This window comes from Maribacter sp. (assembly GCF_039974175.1).
GTDB lineage: Bacteria > Bacteroidota > Bacteroidia > Flavobacteriales > Flavobacteriaceae > Maribacter_C.
The window spans coordinates 379,850-401,266 of record NZ_JBDWJN010000009.1 but is presented as its reverse complement, the minus strand read 5'-3'; the positions used below and the strand labels follow the sequence as shown (position 1 = coordinate 401,266).

At 38.4% G+C, this 21,417-nt stretch carries 19 protein-coding genes; 7 read left to right on the top strand and 12 right to left on the bottom strand.

Annotated elements, in window-relative coordinates:
• Position 1 precedes the first annotated feature (1 nt).
• The 4 genes from ABJN95_RS08175 to ABJN95_RS08160 all read left to right on the top strand — a co-directional run bounded on the left by ABJN95_RS08175 (position 2) and on the right by ABJN95_RS08160 (position 5,737).
• Positions 2-1,066 (top strand): M20 family metallo-hydrolase, encoded by a 1,065-nt coding sequence (locus tag ABJN95_RS08175; RefSeq protein ID WP_348369892.1) that lies wholly within the window; start codon positions 2-4, stop codon positions 1,064-1,066.
• A gap of 126 nt (positions 1,067-1,192) precedes the next feature.
• The gene (gene argH / locus ABJN95_RS08170) at positions 1,193-2,473 is read left to right on the top strand and encodes an argininosuccinate lyase (protein WP_348369891.1); all 1,281 of its coding nucleotides are present in this window, start codon (positions 1,193-1,195) and stop codon (positions 2,471-2,473) included.
• A gap of 41 nt (positions 2,474-2,514) precedes the next feature.
• Positions 2,515-4,110, top strand: a complete 1,596-nt coding sequence (locus ABJN95_RS08165; RefSeq protein WP_348369890.1) for a M1 family metallopeptidase — start codon at positions 2,515-2,517, stop codon at positions 4,108-4,110.
• Between the two features lie 76 nt (positions 4,111-4,186).
• Positions 4,187-5,737 carry a hypothetical protein gene (locus ABJN95_RS08160; protein WP_348369889.1) on the top strand — a complete coding sequence of 517 codons (1,551 nt, stop codon included), beginning with the start codon at positions 4,187-4,189 and terminating at the stop codon, positions 5,735-5,737.
• Positions 5,738-5,843: 106 nt separating this feature from the next.
• Here the strand turns inward: ABJN95_RS08160 and ABJN95_RS08155 are convergent, their stop codons facing one another.
• The 5 genes from ABJN95_RS08155 to ABJN95_RS08135 form a co-directional block, all read right to left on the bottom strand.
• Complete coding sequence (locus ABJN95_RS08155) at positions 5,844-6,683, bottom strand: pseudouridine synthase (protein WP_348370082.1); 840 nt, start codon at positions 6,681-6,683, stop codon at positions 5,844-5,846.
• 26 nt (positions 6,684-6,709) lie between these two features.
• A complete protein-coding gene (locus tag ABJN95_RS08150) occupies positions 6,710-7,660 on the bottom strand; it encodes a carbon-nitrogen hydrolase family protein (protein ID WP_348369888.1) in 951 nt (316 codons plus the stop codon).
• Positions 7,661-7,742: 82 nt separating this feature from the next.
• Positions 7,743-8,648, bottom strand: coding sequence for a geranylgeranylglycerol-phosphate geranylgeranyltransferase (locus tag ABJN95_RS08145; RefSeq protein WP_348369887.1), 906 nt, complete (start codon positions 8,646-8,648; stop codon positions 7,743-7,745).
• Between the two features lie 15 nt (positions 8,649-8,663).
• Positions 8,664-9,602 carry a mevalonate kinase gene (locus ABJN95_RS08140; protein WP_348369886.1) on the bottom strand — a complete coding sequence of 313 codons (939 nt, stop codon included), beginning with the start codon at positions 9,600-9,602 and terminating at the stop codon, positions 8,664-8,666.
• Positions 9,603-9,662: 60 nt separating this feature from the next.
• A complete protein-coding gene (locus ABJN95_RS08135; protein WP_348369885.1) occupies positions 9,663-10,745 on the bottom strand; it encodes a diphosphomevalonate decarboxylase in 1,083 nt (360 codons plus the stop codon).
• Positions 10,746-10,815: 70 nt separating this feature from the next.
• On the opposite strand from ABJN95_RS08135, the gene ABJN95_RS08130 reads away from it, so the two are divergent.
• The gene (locus ABJN95_RS08130) at positions 10,816-11,289 is read left to right on the top strand and encodes a TspO/MBR family protein (RefSeq protein ID WP_348369884.1); all 474 of its coding nucleotides are present in this window, start codon (positions 10,816-10,818) and stop codon (positions 11,287-11,289) included.
• 29 nt (positions 11,290-11,318) lie between these two features.
• Positions 11,319-11,840, top strand: a complete 522-nt coding sequence (locus ABJN95_RS08125) for a GNAT family N-acetyltransferase (protein WP_348369883.1) — start codon at positions 11,319-11,321, stop codon at positions 11,838-11,840.
• Here ABJN95_RS08125 and ABJN95_RS08120 read toward each other — a convergent pair whose 3' ends face one another.
• The 3 genes from ABJN95_RS08120 to ABJN95_RS08110 are packed head-to-tail and all read right to left on the bottom strand — an operon-like array spanning position 11,841 to position 14,349.
• On the bottom strand, positions 11,841-12,380 hold the full coding sequence (locus tag ABJN95_RS08120) for a DUF1697 domain-containing protein (protein ID WP_348369882.1): 540 nt from the start codon (positions 12,378-12,380) through the stop codon (positions 11,841-11,843).
• Positions 12,377-13,660 carry an NAD(P)/FAD-dependent oxidoreductase gene (locus ABJN95_RS08115; RefSeq protein WP_348369881.1) on the bottom strand — a complete coding sequence of 428 codons (1,284 nt, stop codon included), beginning with the start codon at positions 13,658-13,660 and terminating at the stop codon, positions 12,377-12,379. Before ABJN95_RS08115 ends, ABJN95_RS08120 begins: the two co-directional genes overlap by 4 nt.
• Entirely contained in the window at positions 13,660-14,349 is a 690-nt protein-coding gene (locus tag ABJN95_RS08110) for a glycerophosphodiester phosphodiesterase (protein WP_348369880.1), read from the bottom strand. Before ABJN95_RS08110 ends, ABJN95_RS08115 begins: the two co-directional genes overlap by 1 nt.
• Before the next feature lie 259 nt (positions 14,350-14,608).
• On the opposite strand from ABJN95_RS08110, the gene ABJN95_RS08105 reads away from it, so the two are divergent.
• A complete protein-coding gene (locus ABJN95_RS08105; protein ID WP_348369879.1) occupies positions 14,609-15,025 on the top strand; it encodes a hypothetical protein in 417 nt (138 codons plus the stop codon).
• A gap of 69 nt (positions 15,026-15,094) precedes the next feature.
• Here the strand turns inward: ABJN95_RS08105 and ABJN95_RS08100 are convergent, their stop codons facing one another.
• Genes ABJN95_RS08100 through ABJN95_RS08085 form a run of 4 tightly spaced genes read right to left on the bottom strand, consistent with a single transcriptional unit; the run spans position 15,095 to position 21,068 of the window.
• Positions 15,095-16,969 (bottom strand): alpha-amylase family glycosyl hydrolase, encoded by a 1,875-nt coding sequence (locus ABJN95_RS08100; protein ID WP_348369878.1) that lies wholly within the window; start codon positions 16,967-16,969, stop codon positions 15,095-15,097.
• Between the two features lie 35 nt (positions 16,970-17,004).
• Positions 17,005-19,305, bottom strand: coding sequence for a glycoside hydrolase family 65 protein (locus tag ABJN95_RS08095; RefSeq protein WP_348369877.1), 2,301 nt, complete (start codon positions 19,303-19,305; stop codon positions 17,005-17,007).
• 58 nt (positions 19,306-19,363) lie between these two features.
• Complete coding sequence (gene pgmB, locus ABJN95_RS08090; RefSeq protein WP_348369876.1) at positions 19,364-20,020, bottom strand: beta-phosphoglucomutase; 657 nt, start codon at positions 20,018-20,020, stop codon at positions 19,364-19,366.
• 19 nt (positions 20,021-20,039) lie between these two features.
• Positions 20,040-21,068, bottom strand: coding sequence for a LacI family DNA-binding transcriptional regulator (locus tag ABJN95_RS08085; protein ID WP_348369875.1), 1,029 nt, complete (start codon positions 21,066-21,068; stop codon positions 20,040-20,042).
• Positions 21,069-21,417 lie beyond the last annotated feature (349 nt).

The window sequence follows — 21,417 nt, the reverse complement described above, 5'->3', positions numbered from 1 at the left end:
AATGACACGAAAACAACTTACAGATAGGGCTTTGCGATTATTGAAACAGTTAATTTCAATAGAATCATTTTCCTCGAATGAAGATAAAACCGCCGACGCAATTCAAGAATGGTTCAAGACATTCGACATTCCTTTTGAACGAATTCACAACAATGTTTTCGCCAAAAACAAATTCTGGGATGATAGCAAACCTACCTTACTTTTGAACTCTCACCACGATACGGTAAAACCTAATAAGGCCTATACAAAAGACCCATTTCATCCTCATATTGAGGATGGTAAATTATTTGGCTTGGGCAGCAATGATGCTGGAGGATGTTTGGTTTCCTTACTTGCTACCTTCTCTTATTTTTATGCATGCGAAGAGCTTAATTACAATATTCTGATGGTTGCTTCTATGGAAGAAGAAAGCGCTGGAGAAAATAGTCTAAGGGGACTGCTTCCTAGTCTTCCCGAAATTGATGTGGCTATTGTGGGAGAACCTACCCTTATGGATTTGGCCATTGCAGAAAAGGGATTGATTGTATTTGATGCGACTATTAAAGGAACCCCATCGCACGCAGCTCATCCGAATGATAATAACTCCATTTATAATACTATTGAAGTATTGGAATGGTTTAAGAATTACAAGTTCGATAAATCATCAGAGGTCTTGGGCGATGTGAAAATGACGGTGACACAAATCAATGCCGGAAGTCAACATAATGTTGTGCCCGCCCAAGTCGAACTGGTGGTTGATGTTCGTGTGAATGATGCCTATACGAATAGCGAAATTGCAACGCTATTAAAATCAGAAGCTCCATGTAAGTTGCAAGAACGCGGCTTAAAACTCAATTCATCAAAAATAGATAAGAACCACCCCTTGGTGCAATCAGGTATTGCTTTAGGAAGAAAAACTTACGGCTCTCCTACCCTTTCAGATCAGGCTGCATTGAGTTGTCAATCGTTGAAACTGGGGCCCGGTGATAGTACTCGTTCGCATTCCGCAGATGAGTTTATCTACGTTCACGAAATTGAAGAGGGGATTGATTTGTATATTAAAATTTTAGAAGGATTTATCAAATAAGAATTGCGGTTATATCGAACGACGTCGCGCTGTATTTTACCAATGCAACTTTCTTCCGTTCCGCTCGAACTGACAATGGTAATAGTAAACAGATTCCGACCTTTGTAGGAATGAAAACAAAGCATTATGAAACTCTGGGATAAAGGATTCAGCACAGATAAAAAAATAGACCATTTTACGGTAGGTAATGACCGAGAACTCGATTTGTATTTAGCAAAATATGATGTGATTGCTTCAAAGGCTCACGCCAAAATGCTGGGTAAAATAGGTTTGCTGACGGAGGACGAAACCAAGGCTTTGATTGCAGAGTTAGATGTTATTGGAATAGCAATAGCAAAAGGAGAGTTTACCATTGAAGATTCCTTTGAGGACATGCATTCCAAAATTGAATTTCAGTTAACGCAAAAGTTGGGAGATACGGGCAAGAAAATTCACTCCGCACGTTCGCGAAATGATCAGATTTTAGTGGCGATGCATTTGTATTTAAAAGAGGAACTAAAAGAAATTAAATCGGCGACCAAAAGTCTTTTTGATTTGCTGATGAATTTGGCAGCGCTACACAAGGCAACTTTGCTTCCCGGCTATACACACCTACAAATCGCCATGCCATCTTCATTCGGATTATGGTTTTCAGCCTATGCAGAAAGCCTAATCGATGACTTGTATTTTGTTGATGCCGCATACAGAGTGGCCGACCAAAACCCGCTAGGTAGTGCGGCAGGATACGGCAGTTCTTTTCCAATTGATAGAACCTTTACGACCGAAGAAATGAGTTTTGAAACCATGAAATACAATGTGGTGGCAGCACAAATGTGCAGGGGAAAAGTTGAAAAAGCTACAGCTTTCGGAATGTCAAGTATTGCCAGCACATTGTCAAAAATGGCAATGGATATCTGTTTGTACATGAGTCAGAATTTTGATTTTATTTCGTTCCCTGATGAATTGACAACAGGCAGTAGCATTATGCCCCATAAGAAGAATCCCGATGTTTTTGAGTTGGTAAGGGGAAAATGTAACAAGCTGCAAGCGGTTCCCAATCAACTGAACTTGGTTATCAATAACCTTCCTAGTGGTTACCATCGTGATCTACAATTGGTGAAAGAAATTATAGTACCTGCGATTCAAGATCTAAAAGCGTGTCTAGAAATTCTCACTTTTAGTTTAACCAAAATCCAAGTAAATAACAGTATTCTAGATGACCCAAAATACGATTATCTTTTTAGTGTTGACACCTTAAATGAACTTGTTCAAAATGGCATGCCTTTCAGAGACGCCTATAAAAAAATGGGACAAGACATCAATGAAGGGAACTTCACTCCCAAAAGAGACATACAACATACCCATGAAGGCAGTTTGGGTAATTTGTGTCTCGAGGAGATTCGAAAAAAGATGGAAAAACTTCATTAGCGCTTTTGGACTATATTCGTACTGCGAAAATTCTAATTCTGATGAAAAAATTACTCCGTAAAAACAGCTTGCTTTTAGTGTCCTTTCTTCTTTTGGGTTATGTGCTTCAGGCCCAAGATACCTACCTCAGAAATACATCCGCTGACGTGCAAGGGTATATTTTCAATCTTTCGTTACATGACGACACTAACGAAATTAAAGGCGAAACCATTGCGACAGTAGCATTTAAAAATGAAGTCAATGAATTTTCATTAGACCTCGTAGCGAAATCAGGTACATATGGTATGGAAGTGCTAGGTGTTTTTGAAGACAGTATCAAGGCAAATTACAGTCACGAAGGCAACAAAATAAGAATTATTCCGTCAGCCAAGGAAGCAAAGCAACGAGTCTATACCATACAATACCAAGGTATTCCAGAACGCGGTTTGGTAATCGACACTACCAAATTCGGACAACGTTCATTCTTTGGTGATAACTGGCCTAATTTAGCGCGTCATTGGTTACCGTCTGTTGACCATCCTTCTGACAAGGCAAGTATTGAATTTCGTATTACCGCACCCGACCATTACGATGTGGTGGCTACTGGAGAAAAAATAGAGGAAAGTAATTTGGGCAACGGTGCTAAATTAACCTCGTATAAAGAGGCCGCGCCCGTCGCCATGAAAGTTGTTACCGTAGGAGTAACCAAATTCGCAAGTAAAGTTTTAGATGAGGTAGAAGGCATACCTGTTTCTGCATGGGTATATCCTGAAAATCGATTGGATGGATTTTCAGACTACGGTGTTGCCACCAATGTATTGAAATATTTCATCGATCATATTGGACCTTATTCGTACGCCAAGCTAGCCAATATGCAAGCAAAAACGCAATGGGGCGGACTTGAAAATGCAGGTACTATTTCTTATTTTGAAAATTCCGTTACCGGTCAAAACGAAGTTGAAGGATTAATTGCACATGAGATTGCACACCAGTGGTTTGGAAATTCGGCGTCTGAAAATGATTGGAATCACGTTTGGTTAAGCGAAGGATTTGCTACCTATTTTGCCATTTTGTATCAGGAAAGCGTTTATGGAGACGAAAAACGCAAAGAGGAACTGGCGATAGACAGAAAACAGATTATCGAATACTACGCGAAAAACCCATCGCCGATAGTTGACCCAAGTATCAAAGACCCCATGAAAGTATTGAGTACGAATACCTATCAAAAAGGAGGTTGGATATTGAATATGTTGCGTCATAAATTAGGTGATAAAACGTTCTGGAAGGGAATCAAAGCGTATTACAAAAAGTACCGCAATTCAAATGCAATGACCGTTGATTTTCAAAAAGCAATGGAAGAAGCTTCAGGGCAAAATCTCGAATCTTTTTTCCAACAATGGATTTTCACCAAAGGCTATCCTGAAATCAAATATAACTGGACCTATAAAAAAGGAAAGGTCAACATAACTATAAACCAAATTCAAGACTATCATATCTTCGAATTTCCCATGGAAGTCGAAGTCAAGAAAAATGGCAAATCGGTAATTTCATCTGTTCAGGTAAACACGAAAGAGTCCACTTTTGAAATAGCCGTCGATTCAAGACCAGAGGCTGTAAATTTCGATCCAAATCTTTGGCTTCTTTTCGAAGAGAAGTAAAATGTATGTTGCAAAACCTATTTTCAATGGGCAATAATATATTTTCAGTCCGTTTTAAAGTAAAGCTCCATTCAACATGAAAAAAATCTCACTGATTCTTCTTCTGTTCACTTTTTTAGAAGGCTTCGGTCAAGAAATAAAGATCGATACTTCGTATAGCAGGATTTTTAGAGAGCGTATTGAGAATACCACCCTTATCAGTACTCTCAAAGACCCCGTCAATGGAATCTATACCATAAGAAAATATCGACAACTTGTACCCTCAAAAGGCTGGACCAGAGGTTATATTATTCAATTCTGGGATGATGACATAGAACCAAAATCATATTACAATTACAGAGTTACAGAGAAATCGAGTTTTTTAGCAGGAGCTTTTATCAATGAGGGGAGACTGCATTTGTTGGAGTATGTGCAAAATAGAAAGAACAAAACCGTGGAGTGCTATGCCCACGTTTCCCCGTCTAAAGACCTCAAATTTGAAAAGAAAAAGTTGTTCGCGGTTGACATCAAAAAATTTCCAGGATTTTTTAGTTTTCTTTCTTCGCAATTCGACGCCGATTTTGGTGGTAATATAGCTTTTTCACCAAATGGTAAAAAGCTTCTTTTCTATGTAGACTCCTATAGCAAAAAAGAGGAGCGACATGCGCTATTCACTTTTAACAATGCTTTGGAACCACTTTGGAGCCGTGAATTTTCACATGAAAAAAAGGATAAGCTTTTCGATTTGGAAGAAGCGACCATAGATGACGAAGGCACGGCATTTATTGTAGCAAGAATCTATGAAGACAGTAGAAGAAAGAATAAAAACGGCAAACCAAACTATACCCATGAGCTGTTTAAAATATCAACCGATGAAACCAAAATTACGTCATTCGGTGACGAAAAGTATTTTATCAATAGTATTCAACTGAAGTTGACCGATTCAAAGGTCAAGTGTATAGGTTTTTATTCTTATGAGCAAGATTATCAACTGGCAGGAACATTCGTTGAAATATTAAACAAGTCTTCTCTCGAGCACGAAAGCAGTAACTTTCAAAAATTTACAGAAGAATTTTTGAATGATAAATATGGAGATCAAAAGAAAAAAGAACTTAGAGATGTTCATATTCGCAGTATTCAAACACTATCCAACAATGATATGCTTATTACTGCTGAGGAGATTTTTATCGAAGTAAATTTTAATACCAACGCAACTACTTCACAAACTTACAACTTTGATGATATTGCGATTATCAAATTGTCGGAAAGTGGTGATATGCTTTGGGCACGTAACATCAATAAAAATCAAGAAAGCGGATACCTAAACGAAGTATTGTCTTTTTCATCGTTAACTAAGGAAAACGAACTATACTTGTTTCTCAATGGTCATAAAAAAATGGGTCTGACAGGTGATCGAACTCGATTTAAGTCTGGCATTTTTGGAACTATAACCAAAGGAAATTCTGTTCTTTACGTCATCAAGTTTGACGAAAATGGTAATTGGACCTATGATATTGTACAGGAAAACCGTAATCCAAATCGAATATTTGATGCTAGAAATGGTATTCAGATAGACGAATCTAAAATACTTCTCTTTGGTTCAAAAGATCAGGAAAAACAGTTTCTAACAATCAGTAGTGTTGATTAAAAAGCAACACATTCGATATACTCTTCACTTGGTTTTTATTTGATGAAAAAAGCCGTCAAAACGATGCAAGCTTACAATGAATCGATCAAGATACTTGTAAAATATGCTACTGTACCATTCCGAGGTTGATTACCTCTTGTTCGGTTAGATAGCGCCAATGCCCTCTAGGAAGATCTTTTTTGGTAAGCGTACTATAGACTACTCTATCGAGTTTGGTTACCTCATACTCTAGTTCTTCAAATAAGCGTTTCACAATATTGTTTCTAGAACTGTAAATCTCAATACCTACCTCATTCTTGGGTGCATTATCTACAAAACTAATGTCTTGAACTCTTACGGCGTGCTCGTCTACGCTAACCCCCTCTTTAATGCGCTTCAAATCTGCGCTGCGCAATTCTTTTGTCAAGGTGACGTGATATATTTTTCGAAGTCCGTTTTTGGGTCTTGCTAGTCTTTTTGAAAGTTCTCCGTCATTGGTAAACAACAACAAACCCGTAGTACTTTTATCGAGTTTATCTACTGGAGCTAATTCAGATTTAGAAGCGCCTGACACTAAACTGTTAACGGTGCGCCTTCCCCTTTCATCTCTGCCGCTGGTAACAAAATCTTTGGGCTTGTTCAATAGAACGTATTCCTTTTTGATGGGGTTTAAACGTCGCCCATCAAAGCGCACATCATCGGTTAATTGCACCTTATAGCCCATTTCAGTGATGGGTTTACCGTTTACGGTTACATTACCAGCCGAAATATAGATATCAGCTTCGCGACGTGAACATACTCCAGAATTGGCCAAATATCGATTTAAACGAATTACATTCGGGTCAGACGGTTTATTACTTTCCGTTTTTTTGAAGGAAGATTTTCCTCTTCCAATTTTTCTGTTTCGGAAAGCTCCGCCTTTTTTCTCAGGTTTTTTTTTATCGTTGTTCGAATCTGACCTACCCATCATTTCTATTTTTTGCAAAGGTAGTCTTAATCCTCAAACTCCACTGTAGATTGCCGCTCTCTATTTACTGTCAATTTTGTAACATCAGGTCTTGAGTAATGCCCAACGCAATCAAAATTCTGGCGTTCTTCGTAAACGCGATTGAAGTCTAATTCTTGATAGATCAAACCTTCTTTATGAAGTACGGGTTCAATAATCCATTCGCCGTCTGGGCCAGCAATACATGAACCTCCGTTCGCCAAGGTTTCTGGAGCTCGCGCCAAAATAGCCCCCAAGTGTGGTGTGTCTTTCGGAAAATCGGTTTTCTTCATCAATGAGGAAACTGAAATGACATAGCTTCTAGATTCTCTCGCAATGAATCGAGTGATATCTTTGGTATTGTGCTCACTTCCCGGCCAAACAGCAATATGAAGGTTTTCCCCTTGTCCGTAAAGGGCAGTTCGTGGCAAAGGCATCCAGTTTTCCCAACAATTAAGCCCTCCGACCGTGAATTGTTTTAGCGGATGTACTTGCAATCCGTTGCCATCTCCGGGTGCCCAGGTTAAACGTTCATCGTAGGTCGGCTGTAGTTTTCTATGAACTGATTTGATCTCCCCTTCTTGATTGATATAAACCAAAGAGGCATAAATACTATGGCCGCCTCTGTTTTGAGCCCTTTCCATAATTCCCAAATAAATAGCAATAGTATTTGCCTTCGCTAGCTTACAGATTGCATACAGTTCCCCATCCTCAATTTGAATGGAGTTTCGGACGTAATGCGCGTGAAGTTCCTTATTTACTTTACTATCCCACTCGGCTCCATTGGTAAGCGCTAGCCAGAACGGATACCCCGGCAGGAGGGCTTCTCCAAAAACGACAAGCTCCGCTTCTTCTTTTGCAGCTGCCTGAATCGTTGTTTCTATTTTCTTTAGGGTTTCTTCTTTATTCAACCACACCGGTGCAATTTGGGCGAGGGCTACTTTGAGTATATTTTCCATTTATAAAATCAATGTTTTTATTCTTTGATATGAATTTCGCTAATTGTCACCAATAAATCTTCTTTATACTTTCTAGCCGCTATTATAAAATACGATTCAGCACTAGGTCAATATCAATCAGCAAAATACTAAAAACGCCGGCAACGATGATGAATTTCAAAATATTGTGAAGCCAAACGTAGTGCTTTTTGATCTTGGACTTCAACAGCAAAACAAGAAACAAAATCAGAAGGGCAATACATCCCATAAAGTAGTAGTTCATCAAACCCACATCAAATTTTGTGATCAGTAAAAGGGAAGGAACGAGGGTAAACGAAATCAGGGCGGCAATACAAACTTTTGAAACACCTGCACCGTAAATAATGGGGATCGTCTTATAATTTTGTGCCAAATCACCTTTCATATTCTCTAAATCTTTTATCATCTCACGTACCAAAATCAATAGAAAAAGAAAGATGGCATGAACGAATATTACAGTCTCAAAATTCTTATAATACACAAACACCGCAAAAAAGGGAGCAATGGCTAAAGTAGCCGAAACAAAATTTCCTACAAAGGGTACTTTTTTCAATTTATGCGAATAGAACCAAATTCCGAAGATATAGGCGGAGAAAAAGAATACGGCTCTAAAAGACACGTAGCTCGCTGCGAAAACAGCTAAAAAATTAAGAATGAAGTAGGTGGTCAATTTAAATCGTTGGCTTACCAACCGATCGAGCATACTTTTTTTAGGCTTATTGATTAAATCCTTTTCAGCATCATAGAAGTTATTGATAATATACCCGCTGGCAATTGTCAATGCCGAGGCGATTACAATAAAAAGCAGGTTGACATCAAAAATAACGCGGCGTAGTGGTAAGTTCGGAGACAGAATGTAGATAGAAGCTAGGTACTGCGCCAAAGCAATAATCAGAATGTTATAGCCTCGTACTACAGAAAACAGACTCAATAACTTTAAAAGTAAGAGTTTATTTTTTCTACTTAGCATTTGGAATGTGTTGTACTAGAAGTTGTACACCACTTCTAAATTATAGTCTTTGAGTGCTGATTTGGCTTTGTTAAAATCTTGTGTAAAGCCTAAAATATAACCGCCACCGCCTGAACCACAAAGTTTTAGATAATAGTCGTTTGTTTCGATTCCTTGCTTCCAAAGTTGATGAAATTTTGGTGGAATCATGGGTTTGAAGTTATCCAAAACCACATGTGATAGCTGCTTCAGGTTTCCGAAAAGTGATTTAACATTTCCATTTACGAAATCTTCTACACAGGCATCGGTATGTTTAATGAATTGATTCTTTAACATGGTTCTAAAGCCTTCCTGTTTCATCTTTTCCATAAACAGTTGTACCATTGGTGCAGTTTCTCCTGTTGAACCACTATCCAATAAAAATACTGCTCCCTTACCTTCCATGTTTTGACTAGGTATGCTGGTGGATTCGATATTGTCTTGGGAGTTAATTAGAATGGGTAAACTCAAATAACTATTCAATGGATCAAGCCCAGAAGATTTTCCATGAAAAAAGGATTCCATCTTACTGAAAATCTGTTTTAGTTTTAAGAGCTTTTCTCTGGTAAGGTTCTCAAGAACTGTTATCTTATCTTTCGCGTATTGTTCGTAGACAGCAGCTACAAGAGCACCGCTACTTCCTACCCCGTATCCTTGAGGGATAGAGCTGTCAAAATACATACCCGCCTCAACATCCTTTTTCAAACCGTCAAAATCGAAAGTAACTAGCCCAGGTTCTTCCTCAGCCACCTCTTGAAGATACTGCACAAAGTTCTTTAAGTGCGCATTGGAATCGAGCGCCTCTTTTGAAGGATTTTCATCTGTCTTCAATGCACCTTTAAAAAAGTTATAGGGAATAGATAAACCTTTGGAGTCCTTAATAATTCCGTACTCTCCGAAGAGCAATATTTTTGAATAAAACAAGGGACCTTTCATAGACTGTTTTGATTCGGGATTCTTTACTTAACGCCTATATGACGCTAATATGATCAAAAGTTACAATTTTTTGGCTCCAAAACCAATTCGGTCACAAAGGTACTGTCCATTTTCGCAAAATGCAACTAACTCATTCTTAATAAATTGAAAAGCTTCTTCCTTCTCAGCTTCAGGATATAATACATGTACATTTGCACCGGCATCTAAGGTAAAGCAGACATTTGTACCCGAAGATTCGCGAAAAGCCCATATTTTATTGATAATCTCTAGGGTGTTCGGCTTCATTAGAACAAAATAAGGTAAACTTGTCATCATCATCGCATGGAGGGTCAATGCCTCGCTTTCAACAATTTCGACAAAAGATTTTAAATCACCTTCGGCAAACACCTTTTTCAATTTCGTCAGATTTCTATGCGCTTGGTCGAAACGATTTATGGCAAATGGATGATTGTGCATTAAATCGTGACCGACGGTGCTGCTCACTTGCTTTTGACCCTTATCAACTAGTAAAATGGTATCATGATAGTTTTTAAATACCGAGTGCACCTCATATGGATATTTAATTCCGTACAAATCAGAACTGCCATCTATTTCGCCATGCTTCCCCCATTGTATTAAATCCCCTTCAATGCTTCTACAGGCACTGCCCGAGCCCAATCGGGCCAAGAAAGAAGCTTTCTTAATGAAATATTCTTGCTCCATTTCTGGATTCAATTCCTTTTCAATGGCCATTAAACCAAGTGCTAAAGCAGACATGCCGCTGGCTGAAGAGGCAATACCGCTACTATGCGGAAAGGAATTCGAAGTTTCGATGGTAAAATTGTAGTCCTTTAAAAATGGAAGATAGTTCTCAATTCGTTCAAAGAAAGTTGTGATTTTTGGCTTAAAACTCTCCATTGGTTTTCCTTCAAACAATAGATCAAAACTAAAACTTGACCCTTTTTCTTTTAACTTTTTATAGGATATCGAGGTTGTAGTGGCACAGGCATCCAGAGTAAAACTGATAGAGGGGTTTGCCGGAATTTGGCTTTCTTTCTTCCCCCAATATTTGACCAATGCAATGTTACTAGGAGACTTAAAGGTTACTTTTCCTTCATTGGTTTCATTCGAATAAACAGAAGGAACAAAGTTTTTATCGGTCATTCAAAATGGAATTTACGCAAAGATAGTTGTTAAACCATAAATTCACTATTTTAGAGAAAAACCAGTTCTGTTGAAAAAAAAGCTGACCTATATTATTGTTTCCGTATCTGTATGCCTTTTAATAGGGTTTCTTTCTGGTTTTGCCGCACAAAGCTCCTTAAATACATGGTTTGTAACGCTGAACAAGCCTAGTTTTAACCCTCCAAATTGGCTTTTTGCCCCCATTTGGACGATTCTGTATACCATGATGGGAATTGCTGCGGGTATAGTTTGGGCCAAAGGAATGCATCATGTTTGGGTAAAAACGGCATTATATCATTTCGGATTCCAATTGCTTTTGAACGCCGCCTGGAGTATTGTTTTTTTTGGATTCAAACAGCCTATTTGGGCGCTAATGGTAATTATTATGCTGATCGTTTTATTAGGATTGACGATTCGCTGGTTTAATGTGGTCAGTAGAGCTGCTGCTTATCTTTTGATTCCGTATTTTTTATGGGTTTGTTTCGCTACTGTCTTAAACTATAAAATTTGGGAATTAAATTGAATATACCCCCTTCAAAATTAATCTGACACATGGGTGTAACAAGCATAAGAAGGGCAACTGTAAGCGATGCTGAGTATATTTCTCTTTTAGGTAGAGTTACGTTTAGCGAAACATTTGGAGCCCTTTTTAGAGACAAACAAGATCTATTGCTTTATTACGAACGCACTTTCTCTGTTCAAAAGATAAGAAATAGCATTGCCAACGCAAATAACGCCTTTTGGATAGCCTTTGTGAATGAATTGCCTGTCGGATACGCCAAGTTAAAGCTAAAATCGGGTTCTCCATTTATCAACTCGAATGAGGTGTCTCAACTTCAAAAAATTTATGTATTAAAGGATTTTATTTCACTAAAAATTGGGCGCGAACTCCAAAATAGCGTATTGGCCAAAGCTATTGAAAATAAGAGCGAATATATTTGGTTATCCGTTTTAGAGAGTAACAATCGAGCGATAGCTTTTTACAAAAAAAACGATTTTTCGCAGGTAGGAAATCATGATTTTCAAATCGGTAAAGAGGGGTTTTCTTTTATCGTAATGTCTAGAATTCTTTAATTAATCACTCAATGCCAAAAGTTTTAGCATGGTTCTGTGATTTCTTGTCGTTGCAGCTACTTTAAGCTTGCGCTCCACAATATTGTTGGTCAATTTTGCTTTTCCTGCGCCGTATATACAATTCAGATAAACGCAATTCTTGCGAATCGAGAATAGCTCATTCGGATAATCTTGCTGAACCAAGCCAGCAATAGCATCTTGTTTTGGTTGTTCTTTTAATAGCACATAATAGATTCTATTTGCTTCTAAATCTTCCGTTTTATTATATGGGCTTTCTTGAAGAATTTTGGCTATTTCCGTTTTTGTTTTTACCAATACCGGAACATCAAAACCAAAGGTGTCGGCTATACCTTTAATTATTCTTTCTTCCAAAACTTGAATTTCTTGCGCATCTGATTTGAAAACAACATTTCCACTTTGGATATATGTTACTACATCTTTAAAGCCAATGTTTAGGAACATCGCTTTTAAGTCGATCATTTTTATTTTCTTCTGACCGCCGACATTAATTCCTCGCAATAATGCTATATATGTATTCATGTTTTACCCTTTGCAATTCCTTGGGCGGCTATGTAAGCACCAGTCCACGCGTTTTGAAAATTGAAACCGCCTGTAATGGCATCTACATCAATTACTTCCCCAGCAAAAAAAAGATTGGGTAGCAGTTTGCTTTCAAACGTTTTAAAATTAATCTCTTTGAGGTTCACCCCTCCGGCAGTTACAAACTCTTCTTTAAAGGTACTTTTACCGTCAATTACAAATTCACATTTAGTCAATTGACTGGCTAGTAACTGTAATTGCTCTTTCCTTGTGTCGGCCCATTTCGTATCTTCTGAAATGCCTGAAGCTCTGACTAAATTGGTCCATAATCTTCTAGGCAGGTCAACGGCTTTGGTACGTAATACTGTTTTTTTTGCCTCTACTTCTTTAATTTCAAGCAGCAAATTGATGACGGCATTGGCATGATATGAGGGTAACCAGTTTATTCTCAAGTGAAATTTGTAGTTCATTTCATTCAAAATCTTTGCGCCCCAAGCCGATAGTTTTAGAATAGCTGGCCCACTCATACCCCAATGCGTTATTAAAACAGGCCCTTCAGAACTAAGTAATACTTTATCTGCAAGCTCGGTTTTTAGTGGTATGGTAATTTTAGGCTGAAACGTCTTTTTGGCTAAAACTTCAACTCTCGCATAGGTGCTCAAACCAGGTATTCCTTTGATGCGCTCATCCTTACTATTAAAGGTAAACAGCGATGGAACCGGAGCTTCAATAGCATGCCCAAGTTGCTCAAGCATTTTCCATATTTTAGGATTGCTTCCTGTGGCTATCAATAGTTTTTTACATTGGTAGGTTTTCTTTATTGAAACTACCTCCCATATATTTTCGGCCTCAAAGTCTTTTACGGCAATTCCAACTACACTACTATGTTTTAACACTTGAATACCTAAACGATTGGTTTCTCTTAAAAAGCAGTCGATTATAGTTTGTGAAGAATCTGAAACTGGAAACATACGACCATCCTCCTCTACTTTCAACGAAATGCCTCGTTCTTCAAAAAAGGCTACCGTATCGCCACTACAATGAGTGTGAAAAGGTCCCAAAAGTTCTTTCTCTCCTCTCGGATAATTCTTGACCAACTCACTGGGGTCGAACTCTGCATGCGTAACATTACATCTTCCTCCACCAGAAACTTTTACTTTTGACAGCACCTCCTTACCGCGCTCGAGAATAGCAACTTTTAGATTTGAATCTGCTTCTGCAATATGAATCGCCGCATAAAAGCCCGCCGCACCTCCACCGACGATCAGTACATCAAACATTAACGAATGCGTTCAGGATAATTCGTAATAATGCCATCAACACCGAATCTTTTCATGGCCATGATATCTTGAGGTTCGTTGACCGTCCAAGTATACACCTTAAAACCCGCTTCTTGAATTGCCAAATTATTTTCCGCATTCAACATTTTATAATTCGGATTGATAGCCTCAGCATTTAATTCCTTAGCGACAGCGATAGCATCCACCGGGTCTTTTTCGGTCAACACAGCAATAGGGATATCAGGATTAAGGGCTCGCATAGCTTTGAGCTCGTCCCATTTGAAGCTAGAAATCAGAAAATCTTCAGTTTTCCAACCCTTTTCTTTAATATAGTAATTGGTAATAAAATTTATACGGTCAGTAGTTCCAGCGCCTTTTAACTCGATGTTAAGCCTGACCTTGTGATCAATAACCTTGAGTACGTCTTGCAACAAAGGTATCTTATGACCCCCATCTACTATGACTTTCCGCAACTCATAGTAACTCCAATCTTCTATCTTACCTCCCGCGTTGGTCAGGCGCTCTAAGGCCGTGTCATGAAAAACTACAGTCTCTCCGCTTCTTACATTAAAAACGTCTATTTCGATCATATCTACCTCTAATTCCAAGGCTTTTTCAATTGAGGCAATCGTATTTTCGGTTTCGTGACCCATGGCACCCCTATGCCCAATAACAAGTGGTTTATTCATAGTTTCGCAGTTTAAAAAGAGAAAAATCGAGAGAATTAGAACAGCAAATTTCATCAAATCATTTTTTTTACAACCAAGAATCAAATATACAATTGGTTCTGCAATTTAGAAATTTTATCAGCACTTGAATTGGTTTGCAAATTAGCTACCAATACGAACTAAAACGCAGATTATCAGCAAGATAATTATTGTTAAATTTTTAAAAAACCATCTATTTTTAATTAGATTTATATCGCAACAACCAATTAAAACCAATATTATGTTTACAAAAACAAATTTGATCTCAACAATCGTGACCGCTATTTGGGGACTTATGGGCGGCTATCTTTTATGGGGAATTTTAGCTGATAGCTTTTTGAACAGTCATTTAGGAACCGCCGCAGGGGTTGGTAGAGAAATGCCTGAATGGGGCCTTTTGGCGCTTGGCTGTCTTATTCAAGCTTTCGTATTTTCAAGTATATTTAGACATTGGGGGCCCAATAGCTATACCACTTCCGATGGATTAAAATTCGGAATTCTTATAGGAGTTCTTGTCGGGCTTGGAAATGAACTCATCAACCACGCCACCACCAATATCTTTGATATGACCGGTGCACTTGTAAATGGATTGATTTATATTCTATTCTTTGCCGTGATGGGCTTTTTGACAGGTCTAATTTATAACAAAGTCAAATAGCTATTAACTAAATGAAAAGCAGTATTTCAAAGGCTTCCATAGGGAAGCCTTTTTTATGTTTACAGCAAGTTACTGTAGTTCAAAAATAAATGACTCCAAAGAATGTAGTTCAATTTTAATCTTGCCCATTCCATCATCAACTTGTAGTACATTTTCTTTTCCATATAACACATCACGAACCGAGTAATTTCCGTCTCGGAGATTCCATTTTTTAATGACCTTCTGCGGAATTTTTAGTTCGAAGGTGTATTCTTGGTCCGTATCAAAATTGGAAATCACTATCACTTTTTCGTTAGCCGACCAGCGTACAAATGAAAGCACCCGATGATTATAGTTCTTGGTATGTTCTCGGTTAAAATAGTGTATGTCTTCGTATGATCCCATAAGGGCATTGCTACTTATCGTAAAATTTAGCAATCGCTTATAAAAAGTTCGTAGGTTCTTTTCGTCTTCCGAAAGCTGACCTCCATCAAACTTTCTGTCATTTACCCATCTTTGGTGATGCGGCACGCCAATGTAATCAAAAATCGATGTTCGGGTAGGTTTACCATAACCTGCGTTTTCAGCACCCGCTTCTCCAACCTCCTGACCAAAATAGATCATTGTTGGCGATGTACTAATTGTGGCAGAGACTACCATAGCGGGTTTGCCTTTTTTAGCATCTCCTGCGAAGTCAGGGCTGGCAATACGCTGTTCATCATGATTCTCTAAAAAGTGCAGCATATGATGTTCAATATCCTGTAAACCCTCTTGCACTTTGGGAATATGGTCTGTCCAACCATGTCCCTGCATAATATGTTTCAAGCTATCGTAAAGTTCTACTTTGTCGTAGAGGTAGTCCATTTTTCCCCTTAGTAAATAATCTCGATAAAGCGCAGGCTGATACACTTCGGCAAGAAGAAAGGCGTCAGCCTTCTTCATTTTTATGTGTGAATTCATATAACTCCAAAATTCTACAGGGACCATTTCGGCCATGTCGTAGCGAAAACCATCTACACCCATTTCCAACCAATAGAGCGCGATATCTTTAAATTTTTTCCAAGAATTAGGAACGCTTTTATCTGACCAAAATTGATAATGTTCTTCAAAATTTTTGGTGTCATATCCTTCGGGAAGTACATCAAAATCATACGAACCATCTGGACGAACACCGTAATTTATCTTTACGGTCTCGTACCAGTCATTCATATTTGGCTGAGCTAATCGAGAGCCGTTGCCTGTCCATTTTGCTGGAATTTCTTCGAATTTGCCATCGGATAAGGCATGCTTATCACCCCCTAACGGAAGGTATCCATTTTCCCAATTAGGAACTTTAAACTCAGCGTCGGGAACATAATAAAAATTATTATCACGTTCGTATTCCACCAAGGTATTGTCAGATACGCCAAAGGGCTCGGTGCCTTTTGGGGTTGACATGCCTTCATAGTTTCTAGCCACATGATTCGGTACGATATCTATTAGCAGTTTCAGCCCTGCTGCATGTGTACGCTCAATCAATTGTTTAAATTCTTCTAAGCGCCTTTCTGGGTTTTCCGCCAAATCAGGATTTACATTATAATAGTCTTTAACGGCATATGGCGAGCCGGCTCGCCCTTTAAAGATATCGGGGTCGTCATTTGATATTCCGAATTCCGAGTAGTCGGTAATTACTCCATGATGTGGCACTCCAGTATACCAAATGTAGGTTACTCCTAAATCTTTGATTTCCTTCAAAGCTTTTTCTGAGAAGTCAGAAAATTTCCCAACTCCGTTTTCTTCGAGGGTTCCCCAGGGTTTGTTATAAGTACTTGTATTTCCAAAGAGTCTAGGAAAAACTTGGTAAACGACTTCTTTCTTCTTAGCAGCTTGCCTTGGCGTCATATTCTCAGATCCTTTTTTATCAGTTTTGCACGCCAAAAATACCATTGAAATAAATAGCAACAGTATTTTATTGGCGGTTGTCATAAATTCTTTTCTGTATTCTAAAAAGTAAAGCTATTTTAGGCCTGTTCAGCGTGCACAACTAGGCGCTCTCCATTGACGCGAATCGACATATCTTCTTTGCCTTCTTCCAACTCAAATTTTGAGCCCTCCTTAGACACGGTCACCTTCAAAATACGCTTTCGGAAATTGACTTTGAAAGAATAGGCTTTCCATTGGTCTGGTATTCGAGGTGTAAAAGACAATTTATCATCAATTACTCGCATTCCGCCGAAGCCTTCAACTATGCTCATCCAAGTTCCAGCCATTGAAGTAATGTGCAACCCCTCTTCCACTTCTTTATTGTAGTCATCTAAATCTAATCGTGATGTACGTAAGTAAAAGGTATAGGCCTGCTGCATACGGCCTAACTTTGCCGCCTGAATACTGTGCACGCAGGGCGATAACGAAGACTCGTGAACGGTAAAAGGTTCATAAAAATCAAAATGTTTTTCGAGCGCTTCGGTAGTGAATTGATCTTCGAAAAGATAAAACCCCTGTAAAACATCAGCTTGTTTGATATATGGAGAACGTAAAATTCTATCCCAACTCCATTTTTGATTTATGGGGCGCTGCGATTTAGGTAAATCAGCTACTGTAATCAGCTCTTTGTCTAGAAATCCGTCTTGCTGTAAATAAACATCATATTGCTCAGAAAACGGAAAATACATGTTCGTTGCTACTTCTTCCCATTTAGTGATCTCCACTTCCGACAATTGAGCAACGCCGGTAATTCGATCGTAATCCGCCGGATATCCATCTTGAACTTTCTGCAACTGCTCAATGGTATAATTGATACACCACTTCGCCAAATAATTGGTGTACCAATTATTATTTATATTGTTTTCATACTCGTTTGGTCCTGTGACTCCAAGAATTACATACTTATCTTTTTGTGTGGATAAGGTAGCCCTTTGGTGCCAAAAACGTGCGATTCCAATGAGCACCTCTAAGCCCATTTCAGGAATATAGGAGTAGTCTCCGGTAAAACGATAGTAATTGTAAATTGCAAAGGCGATCGCACCATTTCTATGGATTTCTTCAAAAGTAATCTCCCATTCATTATGACATTCTTCACCGTTCATGGTGACCATAGGATATAAGGCAGCTCCCTTCGAAAAGCCCAATTTTTCAGCATTTTCAATGGCCTTTTCCAAGTGATTGTATCGATATTCTAACAGATTTCGGGCAACAATTTGGTCTTTTGTGGCCATATAAAAAGGAATGCAGTAGGCTTCTGTATCCCAATAGGTACTACCCCCATACTTTTCACCTGTAAAGCCTTTCGGCCCAATATTTAATCTTGAATCTTTACCCGAATAAGTTTGGTTTAATTGAAAAATATTAAATCGAATAGCTTGCTGTGCCTTAACATCACCTTCAATGGTGATATCGCTCATTTTCCAGATTTCATTCCAAGCTTCTTTTTGCTTTTCCAATAAAGCCTCGAAACCTAGATCGGTTGCCTTTTTCAAAACCAATTTTGCCCTGTTGATCAAATCTTCTTTCTTATGATTCGTATCAACCACATATCCGCCGAACTTATGAAGTCCAAGTGTTTCTCCTTTTGGCACTTTCTGGGAGTATCCGTGCGTAATAGAAAGCTCCTTTTTGCTTTCTTCAGGCTTTTGCTCTTTACGCTTACCGTTCCTATACAACTGGGCTTGCATAAAGGTACATGTCGCAAAATTCGTCTTCATGGTATGTGCTTCTACAAAGGCTTGGTTGCCTTGCGAACTGACGGCGGTAGTATTCCAAAACTTATCGTCCCAATTACTGTCTTCATTAGTAATTCCTGAGTCTAGATAGGGTTCAAAAAGAATTGCAACATCGGCCTCAAGTGGGGTAATTTCATATTTTATTGCACCGACTTCATCCAAATCTAAACTTAAAAGACGTGTTACATTAACATCAACAAGAATGTCGTTTGCGGTTACGGCTTGAAAAGAGCGTTGGTACCAACCTTCTTTCATATTTAGTTCACGTCGAAAGTGAGAAATACCTTTGCACGTATTCAGATCTAATGGTTCACCATTTAGCCTGATGTTAATTCCAATCCAATTCGGGGCGTTTAACACCTTGGCAAAATATTCAGGGTATCCATTTTTCCACCATCCTACTCTGGTTTTATCAGGATAATAGACCCCTCCAATATAACTACCTTGAAAAGTTTCGCCCGAATACTGCTCCTCAAAATTAGCGCGCTGTCCCATGGCTCCGTTTCCAATACTGAACAAACTCTCTGAAGATTTTACGCGCTCTTTGTCAAAACCTTCTTCTATAATCGACCAGTTATCTGGTTTTATGTAATCTTGATTCATTAATGCTGGTACTTTTTATATGCAGCCCCACAAAGGTGGAGCCTGTCCTTTATAAATCCTATTCTTTTAGTAAGCCGTTTAAAAATTGCAAGTCTATTTCTCTGAAATCTCTGAAATTGTAATTTGCTTCAGAAAGTACTGTGCTGTCTCCAATACCAATGCTTAACATATTTGCGGCATTCGCCGCTTGTATTCCCGCAACCGCATCTTCAAAAACAATACAATTTACAGCACTGACCCCTAGTTTTTCGGCCGCAATTAAAAACACCTCAGGATTGGGCTTGGCCTTAGTCACATTGTTTCCATCAACGATACAATCAAAGTAGTGTAATAGGCCTACCTTTTCTAATATCGGTTTTGCATTTTTACTTGCCGAACCCAGGGCAACAGGAATTTGCTTTTTTCTAAGAAACTCTAACACCCGTGGAACATCGGGAAGGATCTCCGAAGCATTCATTTTTTCAATATACTTTAAATAGTCTTCGTTCTTTTCGATCATCCATCGATCAAACTGCTCTTGAGAGGCCTCAATTTTTCCTATATCTAATAAAATTTCCAAGCAGCGTTTTCTGCTCACACCCTTAAAAAGTTCATTCTGTTCTTCGGTAAATTCAAATCCTAGCTCTTCGGCTAAATTTCGCCAGGCTAAGTAGTGGTATTTTGCAGTGTCAACAATAACACCATCCAAATCGAATATAAATCCGGTTTTTGTCATTTCGTAAAATCGTTGTGGATTAATTTATGGTAGATTCCCTTTCTATCAAGGTGGCCTCGATAACTTCGGTTCGAAAAACTTCTTCTTGCTCTTCCTCGTTCTCAGCTTCTACCCTTTCTATTAACATTTGTGCCGAAAGTTGCCCCATCTGATCACCGTGTTGCGCTACTGTCGTCAATGTCGGCCGCGAATACTTCGATAAAATGCCGTCTGAAAAACCAACAAAAGATATATCTTCGGGAATTCTGAAACCCATATTTTGAGCAATACCCATTCCATGTATAGCGAACATTTCATTTACACATAATACAGCATCTACTTTTCGGTTTTCGAAAAACTTTTTGATTGCAACTTCATCAATATCGTTATATACTAGCCTTAAAACCAGGTTCTCATCATATTCCAACCCTCCATCAACAAGTGCTTTCTTATAACCGGCTGCCCTCTTGTCACTTACATCTCCAAATCCGATATTGGTTATCAGCGCTATACGAGTTCTTCCATTTCCTATTAACTTTTTAACCACATCATAGGCGATGGCGGTGTCATTGATAATAACCTTGTCACATTCTACCTCGGGAGTGGTTCGATCAAAACAAACCAAAGGAATACCTTGTTCAGTTATTTGTTTCAAATGATTGAAGTCTCCTTTATCTAGCGTTTCGGCCGCGAGTGATAGAATAAATCCATCTATGCTACCGTTCGCGAGCATTTCCATATTAATAACCTCTTTATCAAAAGCATCGTCAGATACGCATACAATCACATTATATCCTCTACTATTCGCATACTTTTCAATACCCCTAAAAACAGTGGTGAAAAAATGATGGACAATGTCGGGTATAATAACCCCAATGTTCTTGGTATGCTTGTTTTTTAGGCTTACGGCAATATTGTTGGGCTTGTAATTGTAGAGTTTGGCAAAAGCTTGAACCTTTTCCTTCGTATCTCTACCGATTTCCTCGCTATTTTTTAAAGCCTTAGATACCGTAGATATTGAAACCTCAAGTTCTCTAGCTATATCTTTTAATGTGATTTTTCGCCGCAATGATATGGTATTAAATGGTTTGAATAATCCAAAGTAATTGTTTAGACTAATTTTCTTTACAAAATGTTATTTTTTAACATTCACCTACGTAACTTGGTTAAATTTGCCTGCTTAAACACAAAAATAAAAAACATTATATTTGCCGAAAAAATAAACATTTGGAGTTTTTACACTGCCAAAGATGCGAAATGTTTAATTTATAGCTAATTAAACCATTATACTCTTATTTTGGAAAAGTTATCAACACGAAACCGTTTTCGTAGTTTTTCAATGTTCCCACAAACTCAATTTAACACATTTTTTACATATTTTTAACGCTTGTATTTACTTAAAACTAAAATTAACTCAA